6 protein-coding genes are annotated in these 19,039 nt (G+C 36.5%); all 6 read right to left on the bottom strand.

Annotated features, from left to right (window positions below; translation table 11 throughout):
• Positions 1-78 precede the first annotated feature (78 nt).
• On the bottom strand, positions 79-1,512 hold the full coding sequence (locus PL11201_RS02135; RefSeq protein WP_079677005.1) for a cation:proton antiporter: 1,434 nt from the start codon (positions 1,510-1,512) through the stop codon (positions 79-81).
• A gap of 91 nt (positions 1,513-1,603) precedes the next feature.
• Entirely contained in the window at positions 1,604-7,351 is a 5,748-nt protein-coding gene (locus tag PL11201_RS02130; RefSeq protein WP_079677004.1) for a DEAD/DEAH box helicase, read from the bottom strand.
• 40 nt (positions 7,352-7,391) lie between these two features.
• Positions 7,392-10,412, bottom strand: coding sequence for a hypothetical protein (locus PL11201_RS02125; RefSeq protein ID WP_079677003.1), 3,021 nt, complete (start codon positions 10,410-10,412; stop codon positions 7,392-7,394).
• 317 nt (positions 10,413-10,729) lie between these two features.
• Positions 10,730-11,824, bottom strand: a complete 1,095-nt coding sequence (locus PL11201_RS02120) for a sensor histidine kinase (protein ID WP_079677002.1) — start codon at positions 11,822-11,824, stop codon at positions 10,730-10,732.
• A gap of 96 nt (positions 11,825-11,920) precedes the next feature.
• Positions 11,921-13,576 (bottom strand): DUF655 domain-containing protein, encoded by a 1,656-nt coding sequence (locus PL11201_RS02115; RefSeq protein ID WP_144017647.1) that lies wholly within the window; start codon positions 13,574-13,576, stop codon positions 11,921-11,923.
• Positions 13,577-13,597: 21 nt separating this feature from the next.
• Positions 13,598-18,886 (bottom strand): AAA family ATPase, encoded by a 5,289-nt coding sequence (locus PL11201_RS02110; protein WP_079677001.1) that lies wholly within the window; start codon positions 18,884-18,886, stop codon positions 13,598-13,600.
• Positions 18,887-19,039 lie beyond the last annotated feature (153 nt).

The raw sequence follows: 19,039 nt of genomic DNA, 5'->3' as shown, positions 1-19,039 counted from the left end.
TATTGATATCTAGCGAGCGAGGACGCTCGCACTGCTTCCTCGTTTTCTCACCATACCTTAACTCTTACAGCCATTCCGTTAAGTTGTTTCGGATAATGGCGGCGGAGTGTCGGTTTTAAACACAATTCGCAGTAAAGGAGGCGCTAAGAATGTCGTGATAATTACCATTAGAATAATTGCCACATCTAACGCTGGAGATAATGCACCACTAGCCGAACCCACGGCGGCGAATACTAATCCCACTTCTCCTCGGGGAATCATCCCGACGCCAATGCCAAGACGGTTGGGATTATCTAAACCAAATACCCCCCAACCCGCGGCAATTTTGCCCACAATTGCCACCACAATCAAAAAGGTCGCAATAATTAACCCTTCTCGATTTTCTGGGACTGCCGGGTTTAAAACCCCTAAATTGGTTTTTGCCCCGACCGCTACGAAAAATACCGGGACAATGACATCGGCAATGGGTTTAATTAATTCTTCTAACTCTTTACCCGGTTCGGTTTCATCTAACACTAATCCGGCTGCAAATGCCCCTAAAATTGCTTCTAAGTGAATCGCGCCGCCAATATAGGCTAAAAGCAAAGCTAAAGTTAGGGCAGGAATCACAACCCGACCTCGGGTTTTAAATTGGGAAGCCAGGGCCACAAAAGTCCCGTTAAAAAACTTCCCTAAAACAATTGCACCCACAATAAAAACAGTGGCACTAATAATTAGATAGATGATATTAGTTACATCAATTTCACCGGTTTTAGCTAAACTGGCAACCACTGCTAAAATCAAAATTCCCAAGACATCATCAATTACCGCCGCACCCAAAATAATTTGACCTTCTTGGGTAGACAAACAACCAATTTCTGATAGCACCCTAGAGGTAATTCCGATACTGGTAGCGGTCAGTGCTGCCCCGGCAAAAACCGCCGGAATTACAGGAACATGGAAAATAATGATTAATCCGGCTGTCCCTACTACAAAGGGAACCACAACCCCTAAAGAAGCAACAACAAAGGCTTGAATTCCGACAGCAAGAAGTTGTTCAACATTGGATTCCAGACCAATTTCAAACAACAGAACAATCACACCCAGTTCCGATAAAATCTCTAAAACTTCACTTTGACTTTTAAACGTCGCTTCTGCGGCATCTGGACTTAACCCGGCGGTTTTTTCTAGGATACTGATAATTACAGATTGAGTGCTATCGATACCCCCTTCTGGAAAAACCACTAAATTCAGGGCGGAAACTCCAATAATCACGCCTCCGAGGAGTTCTCCCAGAACTGGCGGAAATCCTAACCAATTGGCAAATTCTCCACCCGCTTTACTAGCTACAAAAATAGCGACTAAACTCAGCATAACTCCCAGGAGTACCATGCTTGATTCAGCTTCAACGGGAGGAAAGGCTTCCGTTGCTGTCCCCAAAATCGGCAAGAAATTTAATCCCAGACTTGAGAATATCGAGTCCAGTGAGAAAAATCCTGTAACTAGATCCACAGTTAGCTCCAGATAAATCATCCCAATCACTTTAGCGAAAACAGGGATATTAAGAAAGGGGGATGAGAAAAATAAGTAGGTTTAGGGTAGTCCGGTTTAAATGCTCAATAGCTCATTCCAGATTTTGATAACACCAACTTGAACGTCTTAATAAATTGAATGTATCAACATATTTGATGTTATCAGGTTCTAAAGTAGCGATCGCATCCGCTAACACTCCTATTGGATTTTCTAAGTTCCACAACGGATGAACAATAATCACGGTTTTATTACCTACTTTGAAACCAGGTAAACTGCCAAAATGTTCAGGGATACAGGAAAAAGATTGACAAAAATTATTTCGCAGAGTTGTTGCTTTTTCCATCCATTTTTCTAAATCAGGGGTGGAAAAATCACTATCTAAACCGCATTGAAAATTACTATTTTCTAAAACTCTAATCAACGATAATCCCAAACGCCAATCTAACAACCCATGATAATTCATATTCCGATATTGTTGTAAACAATCATAGCAGGAAGAATCGCATTTTTGACGGTGTTGGGGGGAAATAATAGACCCTGCAAAAGTATCAAAATTAGCATGGGGATTAACAATTTCTTGCAGAATTTCTTGCCAATGTTCCGCTAACCATTGGGTAAAACCCGAACCGTTGGGGAGTTTATCATTAATTACCAGTTCTGCAACTTTTTCTTCCGTTTCTTCTAGGGTAACTTGTCGCAAACCACTAATATCTAATTCTTCAGGATCGATATCTAATCTTTCAGCGACAACAGCACGAATAATGAAAGCGGCGGAATAAAAGGCTGCTTTAACTCCAGACCCAAATGATAAAGGATCGAGACATAAACCAGGAGGTAAAATTGCGGGTTTAACCCTTAAAACTCCTGTAGTTTTTGGGGAAATAATAGCTAAATTTTCTATATCTCCAGTCTGTTTAAATTTTACTCCTTTTTGCTGCTTTTGAAATCGCTTTTCAATCCATTGATGATTTAAGAGTTCGTCTCCTGACCCAAATGTTGCCTGTCCTACTGCGCCTGTGAATAATTGTCCTCGGTTATCATTGACCCGAAAAACTCGCCCAGAATTAGAAAAAGCGATCTGAGTATTTGTATTTTCAACTAAGTCAAAATCTAGGGGTTGTGACTCAGCAATACTCGCTGCACCCGTGATCAGGATATCATATTCGGTTTTGGCATCCTCACCCTGATTCAAGCTAGTTCGGAAGGCTAAAGGAACCGCCCATTTAAACACTCGAAACCCATCTTCTGTTGTAGCTTGACATTGAGGACATTCTGTCTTTTCAATGAGTTGATCAGAGATATCTGTATATTGACATCGCTGACATCTTAACATCCATTTTCTTTGAGACAAAGGATCATTACTTGCCAGAACTAAATCATTTTTTTGATCGGTCGGAAAGGGAAATGTGAACCCAATGGCAGTATGAATTCGTTTATCTTTTGTTTTCTCAGAACCTGGAGCAAATTCTGTAATTGCTAAGTCTAAATCTCGGTCAATACTATAAATTTGAGACTTATTAATACCACCATGATACAATTCCCGAACTCGTGACGGCATTCCATACATCGGTAAAATACCTCCTTCTGCTAAACGTTCTGCTAAACCCGCCGCTCCTAATTCTGAATTTTTAGCACATTGATCAACTTGATCCCATAATTGTTCACGGGCAAATTCTTCTAATTCTTGAGAATTAATTCCGGTTACTCCTGTTAATAAAATATCAACAACATTGGTAACATCAAGTGAAGTTTTTAACCATTGACAAATTTTATTTGTGCGATCGCCTATATTTTCTAACCAATCTTGAGTCTTTCCAAATTCCCCATGACTATCGGGAGGCATGGGACTTTCCCACCATTTAATTCCTGCCTGAATAAAAGCCTGTCTTAAACATTCTTTAGCCAGTAAACGTTTGGTAATCTCAACCTGTGCCATTGAGAGGAAGGGAACCGGAGCCGGATCGCCCGTAATTCGGCTAGGATGCCGATAATAAAATTCATCATGGGAACGACCTCGACAAAGGGTTAAAACAATGGCAAAAGCTTGACCTCGCCGCCCTGCACGTCCAGCCCGTTGTTGATAATTAAACCGCATCGGTGGCATATTTGCCATGACAACAGCCGTTAAACTGCCAATATCAATTCCGACTTCCATTGTGGTTGTAACACTGAGAAGATCAATCGTATCAACAACTGGAATTAACTCTCTTTCCTGCTCTCCAACATTGATAATAATATTGCGAAAATGTCGCTGTCTTTCTCCCTGATTATCCGTTTGTCCGGTTAATTCTTCGCAGTGAAATCGCAGGGGTTGACGTTGATCAATGGCTTCTGTTGCATAATAATTACGAGCGTGTAAATCTTTACAAGTTTTGTTAGGGTTAATGGGTAATTCTGCTAAACAATTTAATTGTGTACAAATCCCCCCAGCCCGATGTAAATTGGGACGTTGGCAAGATTCGCATTGCCAAACCGGATCATCGGGAAGGGAAACTCGTACACTTAAATGTCGAGGATTGAGAATAAAATGATGGTGCTGACTTTGTTGACAGATCGCTTTTTTTAAAGCCTGATATAATTCTGGTTTTAAGATATTATTTTGACTAGCACATTTATCCACATAATCGCGCAATTTAGGTCTAGCACCCTTCCAATCTTCCCAATCAATAATCGGATAATCTTGATCAACTTTCTTATAGCGATATAAGTCTCCTAATATCCTTAAACAACCATTACAAATACTTTCAAAAACTTCTGTTGAAGTACCAGATTCTATCGCCAGTTGTTCTAGTTGAGCAGGTTTTACATCTAAACAAATGTAGCCTAAACCTGATGCTTCAACGCCAAAATACAAACGACGAAATAAAGTATCACAGATTTTTGATTCAACCTTTTCCCGAAGAGTTTTATCTTTTTTATTTCTTGCTGAAGGTATCAAGTCACGTTTCCATCCTCCTGTCTTAAAATCAAATAATTCTGTCCAATAATTACATTTCTCCCCATACACATAAGAAAAATCTTGATAATCTACATCATTTCCGGCTGGGTTAACACCCAATAGTGCTAATTTTTGAATTAAGAGTCCTGGGTATTTAGAGTTATTTTGATCCTCAAACAGTACCCGCAAAGGAATGATCCGAGTTTGACCCCGTTGGCGAATTTCATAGAGTTTTTCCTGAGCTTGCTCTTGCAATTCTTTTAGCACTTTTAATTGTTTTGGAACAATACTTTCTGGTAATGGTGTTATAGCAGTTTCAATCGCTTCTAGCAATTCTGAAATCGATTCTGAGTTTCGTTGAGCAAATAATATCGAATCAGGATGAGTCGGTTGATTATATTGTTCTAAATCTTCTAGTAGATGAAATTGACCTAGAGCTAATAGCCTTAATTCATCAAAGATGGTTTCTCTAACTAAATCATCATAGTGTGATCGCTCAATTCCATTAGCAATCGAAGCCGCATCTTCACGACTATCGGAAAAAACCACTAATTTCCGTGATTCTGCGTTATCTGGGAGTTGATAAAAAAGTTCTTTTGACAACAACTGACTGACTTTAGAAAAACCTGTCCGAAACCCGCGAATGGGAGATTTTTTATTTTTTTTCCAGCTATAATTGGCACTGCAACAAGGACATACGGAAGGTAATGCTCGAATAGATTGTTGTTTTTCTGAAGATGGTGATCGAAAATTAAAGACATAGCCCCTCTTAACCGCCTGTTGATTTTCTAAGTCACTATTAGATTTTCCCAAACTAACGCGACCACTACGGGTGTCCAAATACGCTTTATCCCAGAACGCTTTTTCCGTATTTTTTGATGAGATTAATGGTTGATTCCAACCTTTTTTAACTTCCTCATCTAGTTCATCTTTAAACGGCCAAAATATCGCATATTCAGAATAATTTCTCCGATCTAAAAAAACTGCGGTTTTCCGGTCGGGAATGCCTTCAATATCAGGGTCAGTGGGTAACAATTCCCAACCTTCATTATCAGGTAAAGTTAGGCGATTTCCCCCATAAAATACCGTTCCACACTGTTCACAATAGAGTAGTTCTAAGACTCGATATTGACCAAAAAGGATAGGGGGAGATTCAGCAAATAGCTTCCCAATGGATCGATTTTCACTTGTGTCATTTTGTTTACACCCATAGTTGGGTTGAGTACAAGCCCAAAGTCCCTCAATATTACGGAAAAACCAATGAAATCTAAACGAAATTAGGTCTGCTTTATCTGATAATCCTCTAGTAATTAATAACCCTTGAATTGCTTTCCATAATTGTTGGTTTTCCAAGGTTTCACAGAATAGTTTTTCGCCAAAATTAGTTAGGGAAACAGCACGAGTTTTTTCATTCTCATCTTCTTGACAAGCTAGAATCATTTTAGCTGAAATTGCCTCAGATTCAGATTCTAAAATATGTTTACAGAGTTTATATTCAGGTGTTTCTTTGATAATTTCTTCTGCAAGGTTATTATTAGCTAAATTAGCTAAATTAGCTAAAGCAATAAACGGTTCATTGGGTAAGATTTCGGGAATTAAAATATCTGGAATGGGTTCAGGATCACCAGGAATAATCTGATCAGAATGCCATTCTGTCCCAAAAAAATCCCTTAAAAACTCTAAGCTATCTGGATTATTGGGTTCGAGAGATGCACTAGAAGCTAAAATTCTTAATTGCGGATGACCTGGATATAAACCTAAGCGTTGTAATAATAGTCGTAATAAATAAGCAACTTCAGTTCCAGATGTTCCTCGATATAAATGCAGTTCATCTAATATTAAATGAAAAACACTATCTTTATTTTCTAACCATTTCTTTGTTTTTTCAAAAATATTTTTATCTACATCCCGCATTAACATAATACCCAGCATGGAGTAGTTCGTAATCAGAATATCAGGAGGATGATCCTGCATATCCCAGCGACAGCGCATTTCTGACCCATCTAATTGTGGAAAAAAGAACTTAACTTCATCATTTCCTGTTTCTTCAATATGGCGTTTAGCTGCTTCCGCAGAATCAGCCATTTGCTGTATTTGTTTAACTAATTCTTCGATTTTATCCCCATTAGGTTTACCCGTTTTCTTTAGTTCATGTCCAGGTACGGGTGTAACTCCATTGTATCGACCAAAATAAATACGATTGTCATTTCTATTCTGTTGAAACCAGTTGCGAGCTTCTTCAGAATCTAATGCTCGTCGTAGTCGTGTTAATTGATCTTCGACTAGCGCATTCATCGGATATAAAATTAACGCTCTAACGGCTGCTTCTCGCTTTTCATGTTTTCTTTGGGGGACGCGATAAGAATCATCCCAACGGCGGTTTTTATTGACAACGGGGCGACATTTATCTTGCCATTCTTGATTTGACCACCAATCATTTAAGTGGGGATCTGCTGGGTTAGGAGGTTGCCAATTTTGTTGTTTTGATTCTTGAATTAAATAAGCAAATAAAGGCAAAAGAAAGGACTCGGTTTTACCGGAACCTGTACCTGCGGTGACAACGGCATTTTGACCCGACAATGCTTTTTTTAGCATTTCTAATTGATGGCTGTAGAGTTGATAATCCCCTACTAAACCACAAGCAGCAAGTTCTTGAAACTCTTTCAGCGTCGTTTCATCTAACCCAGGAACATCGGTTAATTCTAATTGATGAATCGTTTTACCAGAACGTTTATATCGAGGGAGAGGTTCTATCCAGGGTTCCTGACAAAATACCCCATATTGACGTAATATTTCTTCCCGCTCTTGTTCAATTTCTGGAAATCGAGTTGCAAAAGCAGTCTTGATATAAAGCAGGAAATTTTCTCGAATTTTTTCAAAGGCTCCTACTGGGTCATACATACGCGATCGCCTCTCCCTTTGGCTTATAAAGATGAGTTTATCACAAATCCAAGGATTGTATTTGTAAAGTTTGACAAAGTTTCTCGGCTAACTTATTTGCAATTAAATCGGGAATATCTCGAAACACTTTCAATCCGATCTGTGATCCTGATAACTTGCGATATTCGGGGATATATCCTGAACACAGAGTTAACGCTCTTTCTAACAGTTTGGGTAAAAAAGCACCCGCAGGAATAGCTATGACAGCTTTATCTGGATCATAGCGTAAAACATTTTGCTGTAATTCTTGTAAAACTGCATAAATTCCCCAGGTTTTATCAACTTTTGCAGACTGTTGATCTCGCCAGAAGTAGTAAGAGCGAACTTGAGTTTTCGGATGAATATATTCCCTTAGACGAATATTAAAATCTACTGAAATATCGGTTGTAAATTTAAAGTTTTCAGGATCAAAGGTTTTTCGTTTCCAATTAATTTCCCCTTCTTTTGACCACTCCAAGGTTTGTAAATAATCCTCTAAGGAGCCAGAAAAATTAACAAGTGACCAAGCAGTAGGAATTGCGCTATAATCGAAGTTAAAATGAGTAGCAATTTCCTCTAATTCATTTTCTGTTTCTGTTTGAATGAACACTCGCTGAGGCAAGAGTTTGTATTTTCCTGGTTGTGGTGTTACTTCTAAGTAAATATGGGGATTCATTAAGCAACAAACTTGTGATAACTGTTGCAAAGTATCAGGAAATCTTAACCCTGATAAAATTGCTTGTGGTACAGTTATATCAGGCAATCTGACTAAAACAGGAGGACAAGCATAGACTTTATTATTGTCAGTAAAGTCAAAATCACAATGACCTAGTGAATCTAAGAAAGAACGGATGATTAAATGTTGCTGTCCCTTTTGTTCATCATCTTGAAAATATAAACAATTAACAATCTGTTTAAATTTTTGCCACAATATTGTTTGTTTAACTGAGATCACATAAAGTAATTGATCAGGGTATCCAGGTTGAATACAATTTTCTGGAGAATCTATTGTTTTACTTTGTCGATTCAATTTTCCAGATAATTTAGGTTTTTTAGCTTTAATTTTCTGGGCAAATTTTGTATACTTTTCCCAAAGTTCGCGTTTCCCTCGTTCAACTGAAATAACTTTATTTTTTTCTTTCCATAAGACTTTTTTCCAATCTCGTAATTTTTCTAAATCTGTACAAATGTAATTTTGAGGTTGAGAATTAGCTTCACTATTTCCACAAAATTTAACAGACCGCGAACCGTGACTAATTTGCCAAATTGGTTGCCAATTAAATTGTTCTGAAGGGTTAGCAATTTGCCCAGGTTTTCTACCTATTAAGATAATATTGTGATCGGTATTGGTAGCAACAACAGAATTGTATTGAAAAGCAGGGGGTTTGTAGTCCTGAAAATATCCTCCAGCAACTCCCATTGACTCCTGAGTTAAATTTCCAACAGCATCAAAATACTGGATTTTTGCAAGTTCCTGATGTTCAAAATGATCAATTAATTGCCAAGAACGTGAAGCAATCGTTTTATCTCCTTCATAAACTTTAATCTCGATTTTTTGATTTGTTGGAGCATTTAATGGTAAGGTATAAATTCCATTTTGATACTCTAGGTTTAATAGGGTTTCATTACAATAACCATGAATTTTAGTTGATTCATTGCCGCTTTCTAGGATAAACTTAGGAGGTGCAAAAGCAAAAAAATCATTATCTTTTTCTAAACGAATACCCCCAATCATATTCAGTTTAGTTGTTGTTGGAAATGCCAATATAGGATATTGCTCTTTTAACGTATCTCTCAAAGCAGCATCCGCTTTATAAAAGTTCCAACCAGGAGGTAAACCTTGATTAATTGTGACCTTTTCAAACCCTTTACAATCAGATTTACCCCATTGTTCTATATGGTGAGAACAACTTTGATGTACAATTAAATAAAAGGGCATATTAGGGAGAAGTTTTGAATCTTCTATCAACCCTGATAAACCTTCGCCATTCCCTGAAATTAAGAGGCGAACTTTAGATGGGTAAAGTTTAAATTTACATTTTTGATCAGAAGATTTTAATTCAAAACCTGTTTGCCAATATTGAGATAAATCAATAGAAATAGGAGTAGACCAATTTTTGGTTTCTGGTTCGCAGAAATATTTGTCGTCAAATGATAACCCATTTTCGGGGAAATTTTTTCCTATTTTACATCTTACTTTTAGCTTTAAACATTGTGCTGTTCGATCCCATTTTGCGTAAAATCCCAATAAACAAAGATAAATTAACGTTCCATTTTCCGATAAAAATTCTCCTGTTCCATCCCATTTTGCTAACTCCTCTAAAACAATATTCAGGAGTGCTTGACAAAATTCATTATTGATTCCTGACTCTAATAATCGGATTGTTCTTCTGTTGAGAATTGTTTTACCTTTCTCAATCAGTAAGTTAGCTAAATTTTGATCAGAGATTGAAGAATTAGGCAATAAATCAGCAGCATCAAAAATTTTCGGTAAGTTTTTTATTTCTTCCTCAGTTAATAGAGTTTGTCCCAGAGGGAAAGCTATATGACGATTATCTCCAACAGTAATTTTCTTGAAAGTTCCCCATTCGCCTAGTTTTTCATGATTTGCCCAGGTTTCTAAATCATCCCACAATTTAAACATTTCACGAAAGTCTGGATATTGTCTATCCGCAGAATCTCTTAATAAATTTCGCAGTCTTCCATAATAATTATGAGAGGCAAAATCATCATCTGCATCATGGGTTGCTGCTAAAACAAAAAATGCTAAATATCCAATATAACCTGGATAATCTAATCTTTTAGACTTATATCTGCCTAAATCTTTTAATGCTAAAGCAGTCCGAAAAATATTGGGATAACTTTCAGAAAAACAAGATGACCCTCTTTTAATAGCTCTAATAAAGTCTTGACAATCAACTTGATAATTAGATCCTAAATTATTAATCAGTTCTTCTGTAACGTAGAGATAGACGTTGTACCCTGTCCGTTCTTCGTTGAAGAAATGAGCCCCAATCAGATTATTCCACTTTAAGTAATCCATGATCAACTTTTTTTGAGTTTTGATAGGAAGTTTTTAGGAAATAGGATTAACAATTCTCATTGAAGAGGATTTGTCAACTTTGAATCTCCCAAAATGGCTGATCTCCATCTTTACTTTAACTTAACCTTATTGTTCTCAGTTAGCAAGATAGATTTCCTATTGATTAGCTTCAGTTTTTATTAATTCAATTTCGGAAACTTTTCCTCAGTAAAAATACGGATGTTAAAACTTATATTGATACATAAATATGTAAATTATACTCTTGACAAAAATGACGGAATGATAAATAAAAATCGAGAATTGTCATAACCTATGGTTTATTTGGCTAGGGGAAGTGAAAATTTAAACATACTCCCTTTTCCTAAATGACTAGAAACCGTAATTTTTCCGCCCTGTAATTCAACTAACCGACGGGTAATGGCTAATCCAATTCCGGTTCCCCCCGAATGTCGAGAACGGGAACGGTCAGCCCGCCAGAATCGTTCAAAAACATGGGGTAAATCTTCTTGAGAAATGCCAATTCCAGTATCAATTACCCCAATCCACAAAAAATTTAAGTCATAACCTATTTTCACAGTAATAGTTCCGGTTTCTGTATAACGAATAGCATTTCCTAATAGGTTGACTAAAATTTGTTCGGTTCGATCTAAATCCGCTAAAACCAAAGGTAAATCCGGCGAGGATTCTAACTGAATAATCGGCCCATCTTCTAAGAGTTGGTCAGAAAATTTTTGAACTAAGGATACTAATAACGGATATAAATTAACGGGTTTTTGATGAATGGGTAAATAACCAGATTCAACTTTTGAGAGTTCCTGTAAGTTATTTACTAACCTTTCTAAACGTTTGGTTTCCTTGGCTAATTGTTGATAAATTTCTGGGGAGGGGTCAATATTTCCATCGGCTATTTCTTCTAAATAACCTCTAACAATTGTTAAAGGAGTTCTTAATTCATGGGTTAAATCACCAATCAATTCCCGTCTACCTTTTTCTACATTTTGTAAACTAGCCGCCATTTGATTGAAACTCATGGCTAATTGATTTAATTCAGGAATATCATTAGGAGACATTCGTTCTGACCATTCCCCGGAAGCAAATTTCTGGGTGATTTCTTCCATTTCGGTTAAGGGTTTAGTAATGCGTTTAGTTAACCAATAACTGAGTCCGACGGCGGCGGTTGTTCCAGCTAAAACTGACCAAAAGGTGCTGCGGTTCCAGGCAATTTCAAAGCCTTTGACCAGGCGAGTTCTAATATATTGTAACCGAAATCCTGGGCCTTCGAGTTGTTCTAAATTACTGACAAAAAATCGAGGAGAATATATTTTTCCAATAATCACTAAGGAGGTTACCCCAATTAACATTACTAATAAATGGGATAAAAATAAACGCCCTCGCAAACCGATTTTATTCATATTAGTAGTAAGCCCTGAAGGGCTTTATTAAATCTTGGTTAATCACCCCAATCACAGATAAACTCGCCCCTAGTAATAACTATTGCCTATTCTAGTTTACCAAGTCACGCGATCGCTAATTTTCTCTAACAATTTTGGCCCAAAACCGGACACCTGATCTAAATCTTCTAGGGAAGTAAAGGGTTTTTTCTGTCGAGCTACTATAATATTTTGAGCTAATTTTGCCCCGACGCCGGGTAAGGTTTCTAACTCCTGTTGACTAGCGGTATTAAGATTGATTTTACCAGAGGAACTTGTTTTTGTAGGAGCAGTTTGAGAGATAACCGTATTACCACAGGCTTTTAGATCTTTTTCAGCTTTTGTTAATAGCCAATTAGGAATCCCTTGGGCTGAATTTTGATACAAACGCTCAAATTCTCGCTGAAAATGAACTCCCACCGTGGGATTTTCAATGACAATTAGAGTTTCATCATTTTGGGTATTTGCGCCTTCCGTCCAATTATGGGAACCTGTAATAACAATTTTACCATCAATAATTCCAAATTTATGATGTAAGCGATCGCCTGGTGATAAATTAGGAACTCCTACCGTTGAAATCGGCTGTTTCCAAGGATTATTTCCTACTTCATACCGACACTTATTAACTAAAGCAATTCCCATCATATCCAAACCCTCACTATAGGAACGATAGGCAAAACTCGGATCAATTAATCCCCGAATTGAGACATTATTTTGATGTTTTATTTCTAAAGTATTAACAATATCTTGGGAGGAAAATACAAACAAAGCAAAATCAAAGGATTGATTAATTTTTTGTAACTTTTGATTGATTAAACCATTAGTGCTATTTTCCCAAGGTTGTTTTTGAGAAGTAGGAGAAAATTGAACTTTTACCGGATTATTCCCAACTAAAATAGGCTGCACACCACGAAAGGTTTTTTTAATCCCAAATAGACTATCCTTTTTTTTGCCCACTCCATCCCCCCACATTAAGTTAAATTCTTTAGAAAATAATTTTGCTAATTTTGGACTTTCAATTTTTAATAAATTATTGGCATTTCCTAGACTTTCTATGGTTTTAAAATCTCCGTGAACATCGCTGGTTGTGAAGTTAGCAGACGTAACAATTACGGTTTTTTCGTCTGCTACAACAAATTTATGGTGCATTAACGCCGTACCTTTTGAGCCATCTTCGGTATCATCAATAATCGGAATTCCAGCCTTTTCTAATATGATTAAAGCATCCCGTTGCGGACTTTCCTCTGGACTAACTTTTCCATCTTGGTTCAAATCAGATAGTAAGATAAATTCTTGATATCGATCCTTTTCTTGTTCAGGTAACTGCTGAATTTCTGCTGGGGTAAATTGACTCCAAGGACGGCGATAATTATTTTCTAAAATTACTCGTACCTGTACCCCAGCTTGATGACGTTCCACTAATGCTTGAGCAATATTCGGTAAACGAAATTCTTGAACCGCCAGATCAATTGTTGATGTAGATTGAGTAATAGTATCAATAATAATTTGTTCTAAATTATCTCCAAAACGAGATATATTCCGATAAGGTTCAGTATAAACCGAGGCTTCCGAATGGTTAAAATAAACCTGGATTAAAGGATCTTGAACCAGGGGTTCTAAACGGGGTTTTAAGACGGATTGGGATGGGGTTTGAACACAACCATCCAGACCCAAAGCTAACAATAGGGTTAAACCCAACCGTAACGATATCCTCATTACTTGATGCACGACCATAAAAAAATCGGGGCTTTTTTATTATATTAACTGTTGACAGCATTTCTCATAAATTTTTGCCACGAGATCGCCTTGATTTTGATGCCAACATTCAGCAAAAAGTTGCCCCGCTTCAGCTAATTTTCCTTGAGAATAAAGATCCAATGCTTCCGTAAATAAAGGCAGGGTTACTAACTTTCCATCCTTAACATCGGGGGAGTCCCCATCAAATACCTCATAAACCGTCACCGCCTCCGATTTTCCCTTAACCTTAACAACATCAATGGTACGGATGCAATAGTCTAAAGGATTTTTGAGCCGAGAATAGGTTTGTTGAGTAATTAGTAAAGACACCTGATAATTTTTCGTTAAACCTTCCACCCGGGAGGCTAAATTAACCGCATCAGAAATCACAGTTCCATCCATCCGATTCTGTCCCCCAACGGTTCCTAACATTAAAGATCCGGTATTAATACCAATGCCAATTTTTAATTGTGGATCATTATTTTGGAGTCTCCCAATATTATATTTATCCAGTCGCTTTAACATAGAAATTCCCGCTTTTAAAGCATGATCCGCATCCCCGCTAAATAAAGCCATAATAGCATCGCCAATATATTTATCAATAAAGCCATGGTTTTCAACAATAGCGGGTTCCATCTGACTCAGATAGGAATTAATAAACTTAAAATTTTCTTCCGGTGTCATGCTTTCACTTAAAGTTGTAAAGTCCCGAATATCGGAAAATAGCACCGACATTTCTAACTGGACGTTATCACCTAATTTCACATCAACAATACTAGATTTTTCTAAAAACTGAAGAAATTGACTGGGAACAAATTTTTCATAGGCTCGATTCAATTGTGCCATATTCTTATAGAGTTGGGCATTTTCAACGGAAATGGCAACTTGAGCCGAGAGCAAATTTAACAGTTCTTGTCTTTCGGTGGTAAAAGCTCCTGTGGTTAAATTATTTTCTAAATAAACAATACTAATTAATTGACCTTGATTAATTAAGGGAACACACAAAATAGATTTAGGTTGATAATTTTCGATATAAGAATCATTTTTGAATTGACTGTTTTGGGTGGCATGATTCAGCACAACACTCTCTTGAGTCCGAGCCACATAATTGACAACCGCCTGGGAGATTTCTAAAAAATTTTCAACCGGAATCGATTGTAATACCGTTACCTGTTTACTGTCAATTGTTCCTGTCGCTTCAATGAATAGTTTTCCCTGGTTTGATAAAATCAGATACCCTCGCTGCGCCCCCGCATTTTCAATTAAAATTTTCATTAAGCGGGAGAGTAATTGCTCTAATTCAATTTCACTAGAAATAGCCTGTGATGCTTTTAATACTGTGGCAATATCCAGATTTGAACTCGAGCCAGTGGTGGTGATTTGACTAGAAGGAATATCTCGTTGAGTTACTGTTAATAAATCTGGATATTTGGTTTGTAATTGTTTGACTTTAGCTGTTGCACCCCAGATTTGATAATAATAACGAGCTTCTTGCATATAGGCTTTAGCGATAATTTCTTTACCCCGGGATAGATAGAATTTAGCTGCTAGTTCATGAGCGATCGCAACTTCGTGAATATATTCATTTTCTTTTGCTAAACTAATCGCTTGATCATAATAACCCATGGCTAAATAATCTTTACCTAAAACTCGACACAATTCGGCTTCCACTAGCAGATATTTATGCAGGTTATTTTGAGGAGCATAATCTGCCCATTTTTTCAGTTTTTTTTGATTGTTTTTTATTCTTAAATAATTCTGTTTAAAGGCAGATTTACTTTGATGACAACCCAAACAAACCAAGGAATCATAAAAATGGAATTGGGCTATTTTTAACAGGGCGATCGCTCCATCATTATAATTCTGGATAATTTTACTATTAATAATAGCCTGGTCTATTTCCCCAAATAAAAAGCAAAGCACAAATTTAAAAAAATATAGAAAAAAAATCGCATTCCGATCATTTCTATCATGAAATATGGGGATGGCTATTTGTTCATCAAAAGATTGTCCAATTAAATTATGCGGTGTTTCTGATAATTCCATTAGATTGAGAATAGCTTGATGCAAAATACAGTTTAAATCAGCACTTCTATCTTGTCTTAATTGACGAACAGCTTGGGTATAAGTTGCTACTTCTAACTCCAGTTGTGGTAATGCAAAACCACTCAGAAAAGCACAACAGATGTAAGCATAAGTTGCATAAGAAGCAAATTCTAAATCACCGGTTTCCAGTCCAATTAAATAAGCATTCTGAAGGGAAGTTAATATATTTTTTACAGGTTCTTTCCAATGTATTATAAAGTTATTTACTGTAAATTCTGTTCTACATTTTACATCTTTAGCATTCAGTTTTGAGACCAATGCTATAGCCAGTTGACCAAATTGATAGCCAGCATTAATATCACCAAAAATACCACAAAGAATTGTTCCATAGCCACTATAGGCTGAAAAAGGGGATTCCGAAGTATTCCCCCACTTGATGGATAAATTAACTTGTTCAAACACAACTAAAGGTAACATTAAAGGGGCAAACATATAGGTTGTGCTGCTAATTTTGCTTAAAATTCTCATGGCTGCCTGAGCAGAAGAATTGGTCATGACTGGCAAGTCAATCAAACTATTAATCGGTCGAAATCCTAGGCTTAGTTTTGTTCGTAATAGTCCCCATAAAATATCAAAGTTACCAGGATTTTTGGGTAACCGAATCCCCAGTAAATTCAAGACTTCTAATCCAATTGTAATCGCTTCCTTGAATTTTCCTTGGGCGTTATAACCCATAATTTTTATTTCATAAACTTTGACTTTATCTAAAACTGTTTTGGCGTGAGAAATTACCATTTCAATCCAGGTTTCCATCAAAGTAAAATCCGTATTTAAGTAGGCAATCTCCGCCGCTTCTTCATATAAAGAAAGTGTCAAGTTATATTGGGTTTCCCAGCTATCAGTTGTTAATAGTTTTATTCCCGTTTGTAAATAATTTAAAGCGGGTTGATAGGCAGCAGACAACTTGGCTTTCTTCGCTGCTATCAAGTTTAATTCTGCTAATTCTTGTTTTTCTAACAGGTCAGAAATTAAGGGAATACTAAAATTGAGTTGATTCACAATATCAAATATTTTCTCATATTGCCTATCTAAAGTCGTATTTTTCAGGATTAATTGACCAATTTTTTGATGAAAATAATATTTTTGACTATCTTCAATTAGCCCATAAGCAGCTTGCTGAATTCTATCGTGATTAAATTGATATGCGGGGGATTTAATCTCTTGAATTTCCCGGGATTTTAGCGAAAATTGTTTTTTAGCCAAAACCAATTCTATATCGATCATGTTTCCCACGGGAGTTACTAAATTTTCTGCAACAGCTATATATAAATCAACGATTATTGTCTCGATTTCTTTTTGGGTAATCAAAGCCAAAATTTCCAAATCAAATTGATTTCCGATACAAGCAGATAGGGTCAATAGATCCTGTGTACTCTCAGGTAAACTTTTGATTTTTTCCATCATAAATTCTACCACATTATCAGTAAAATCTCGACTTTTAATTCGCTCTAAATCCCATTTCCATTTTAAATGTTGATAATCGAAACTTAATAACCCTTCCATATAAAGTGATTTCAAAAATTCATTCATAAAAAAAGGATTTCCCCCGGTTTTTAAATGCACTAAATTAGCCAACTCTCTTACTGATTCTTGATCAAAATTAATTAAATCAGTAATAAATTTAACGGTATTTGATTCATCTAAAGCAGATAAATAAATGTGATTAATAACAATTCCTTGTTGGGTTATTTTATCTAGGGTTAGCATTAATGGATCAATAGACGTGACTTCCTGATCTCGATAAGCACCAATGAAAAATAGCCCCGATGAATTAACTCTCATCAGCACTTGTATTAGCTTTAATGATGCACCGTCTGCCCACTGTAAATCATCGATAAATAAAACTAAAGGATGTTCGGGTTGTGTAAAAACTTGAATAAAATTTTGGAAAACTAAGTTAAATCGATTTTGAGACTGATTAGCATCCAGTCTAGCTACAGGCGGTTGTTTTCCTATGATTAATTCAATCTCTGGAATCACCTCAATAATTACCTGACCATTCACACCTAATGCTATTAAAAGTTTTTCTCGCCATTGTGTTAACTCTGCTTCACTTTCTGTTAATAGTTGTTTAACCAAAAATTGAAATGCACTAACCACAGCACTATAGGGAATATTACGCTGATATTGATCAAATTTACCTGAAATAAAATACCCCTGTTTTTTGGTAATTGGTTTATATATTTCCTGCACTAAAGCCGTTTTACCAACACCGGAATATCCCGCAATTAAAATCATTTCACTGTGAGATATAACCCGCTCAAAAGCACTGAGTAACTGCTCAATTTCTCTGTCTCTCCCATAGAGTTTTTGAGGAAGTTGGAATTTATCGGAAATATCTTGATCGGCTAGAACAAAATTTGATATAGTTCCAGAATCCTGAAGTTGATTCAGACATTGTTCTAAATCTGATTTAATTCCAAACGCACTTTGATATCGTTCTTCAGCCGTTTTTGCCATCAGTTTCATGACCATATCCGCAACAACTTGGGGAATGTCTGAATTAATCTTTGATGGGTTTAAAGGTTGTTTAGCAATATGACAATGAACTAATTCTAGGACATCCGTTGTTTCAAAAGGAAGTTGATGGGTTAGCAATTCATAAAAAGTAACCCCAAGAGAATAAAAGTCCGTGCGATAATCTAAACTACAGTTCATTCGTCCAGTTTGTTCCGGGGACAGATAGGAGAGAGTTCCTTCGAGAACATTAGGATTTTTAAGGGTTGTATTTTCTTGAGTTAATTTGGTAGAAATCCCAAAATCAATAATTTTTACTTGTCCGGTCGTGGGGTTGAAAATAATATTAGAGGGATTAATGTCTTTATGAATAATATTTTTTGCGTGAATATGTCCTAGGGTTTCCGCAATAGAAAGGGAAATCTGTAAAAATTCCTTGAGGGTCAACGGGTGTTTTTCTGTCCAAAGTTTCAAAGATTTTCCCCCAAAATCCTCTAGGAACATAACCAGAGTATTTTGATATTTTTGCAAATTATAGGCTTTAATCACTCCGGGTAAATTCAAGGATTGGGTAATTTCATATTCCGTGCGATAACGAGCGAGTTCCGTGGGAGTGGGATAATTTTCTTTGAGAACTTTTAAAATTATTGGTTGATTATCTTCCTCTCGAATCGCTTTATAGACTAGAGAGTTTGCACTTTCATAGATTTGGGAAATAATCGTCACATCAGGAAGATTGAGCATATCTATAGTGTTGCTTAGATAAGTATTTATACTGCAATAAGTTGAGGAAATTTACAGAAACTTTAACTAGCGTATGACCAATTTTACAGAGTCTTTAAAAATTATAGATATCAGGATATAAATAGTTTAGCCTAAACTCAACCGTAATTTTAG

The sequence above is a fragment of the Planktothrix sp. PCC 11201 genome (genome assembly GCF_900009135.1).
GTDB lineage: Bacteria > Cyanobacteriota > Cyanobacteriia > Cyanobacteriales > Microcoleaceae > Planktothrix.
This window is presented reverse-complemented; position numbering and strand designations above follow the sequence as displayed.

Bases quoted from the DNA above. Each gene is read 5' to 3' on its own strand.
- PL11201_RS02115 (WP_144017647.1), bottom strand. From the start codon at position 13,576: ATGGTCGTGCATCAAGTAATGAGGATATCGTTACGGTTGGGTTTAACC.
- PL11201_RS02130 (WP_079677004.1), bottom strand. From the start codon at position 7,351: ATGTATGACCCAGTAGGAGCCTTTGAAAAAATTCGAGAAAATTTCCTG.
- PL11201_RS02120 (WP_079677002.1), bottom strand. From the start codon at position 11,824: ATGAATAAAATCGGTTTGCGAGGGCGTTTATTTTTATCCCATTTATTA.
- PL11201_RS02125 (WP_079677003.1), bottom strand. From the start codon at position 10,412: ATGGATTACTTAAAGTGGAATAATCTGATTGGGGCTCATTTCTTCAAC.
- PL11201_RS02110 (WP_079677001.1), bottom strand. From the start codon at position 18,886: ATGCTCAATCTTCCTGATGTGACGATTATTTCCCAAATCTATGAAAGT.
- PL11201_RS02135 (WP_079677005.1), bottom strand. From the start codon at position 1,512: ATGATTTATCTGGAGCTAACTGTGGATCTAGTTACAGGATTTTTCTCA.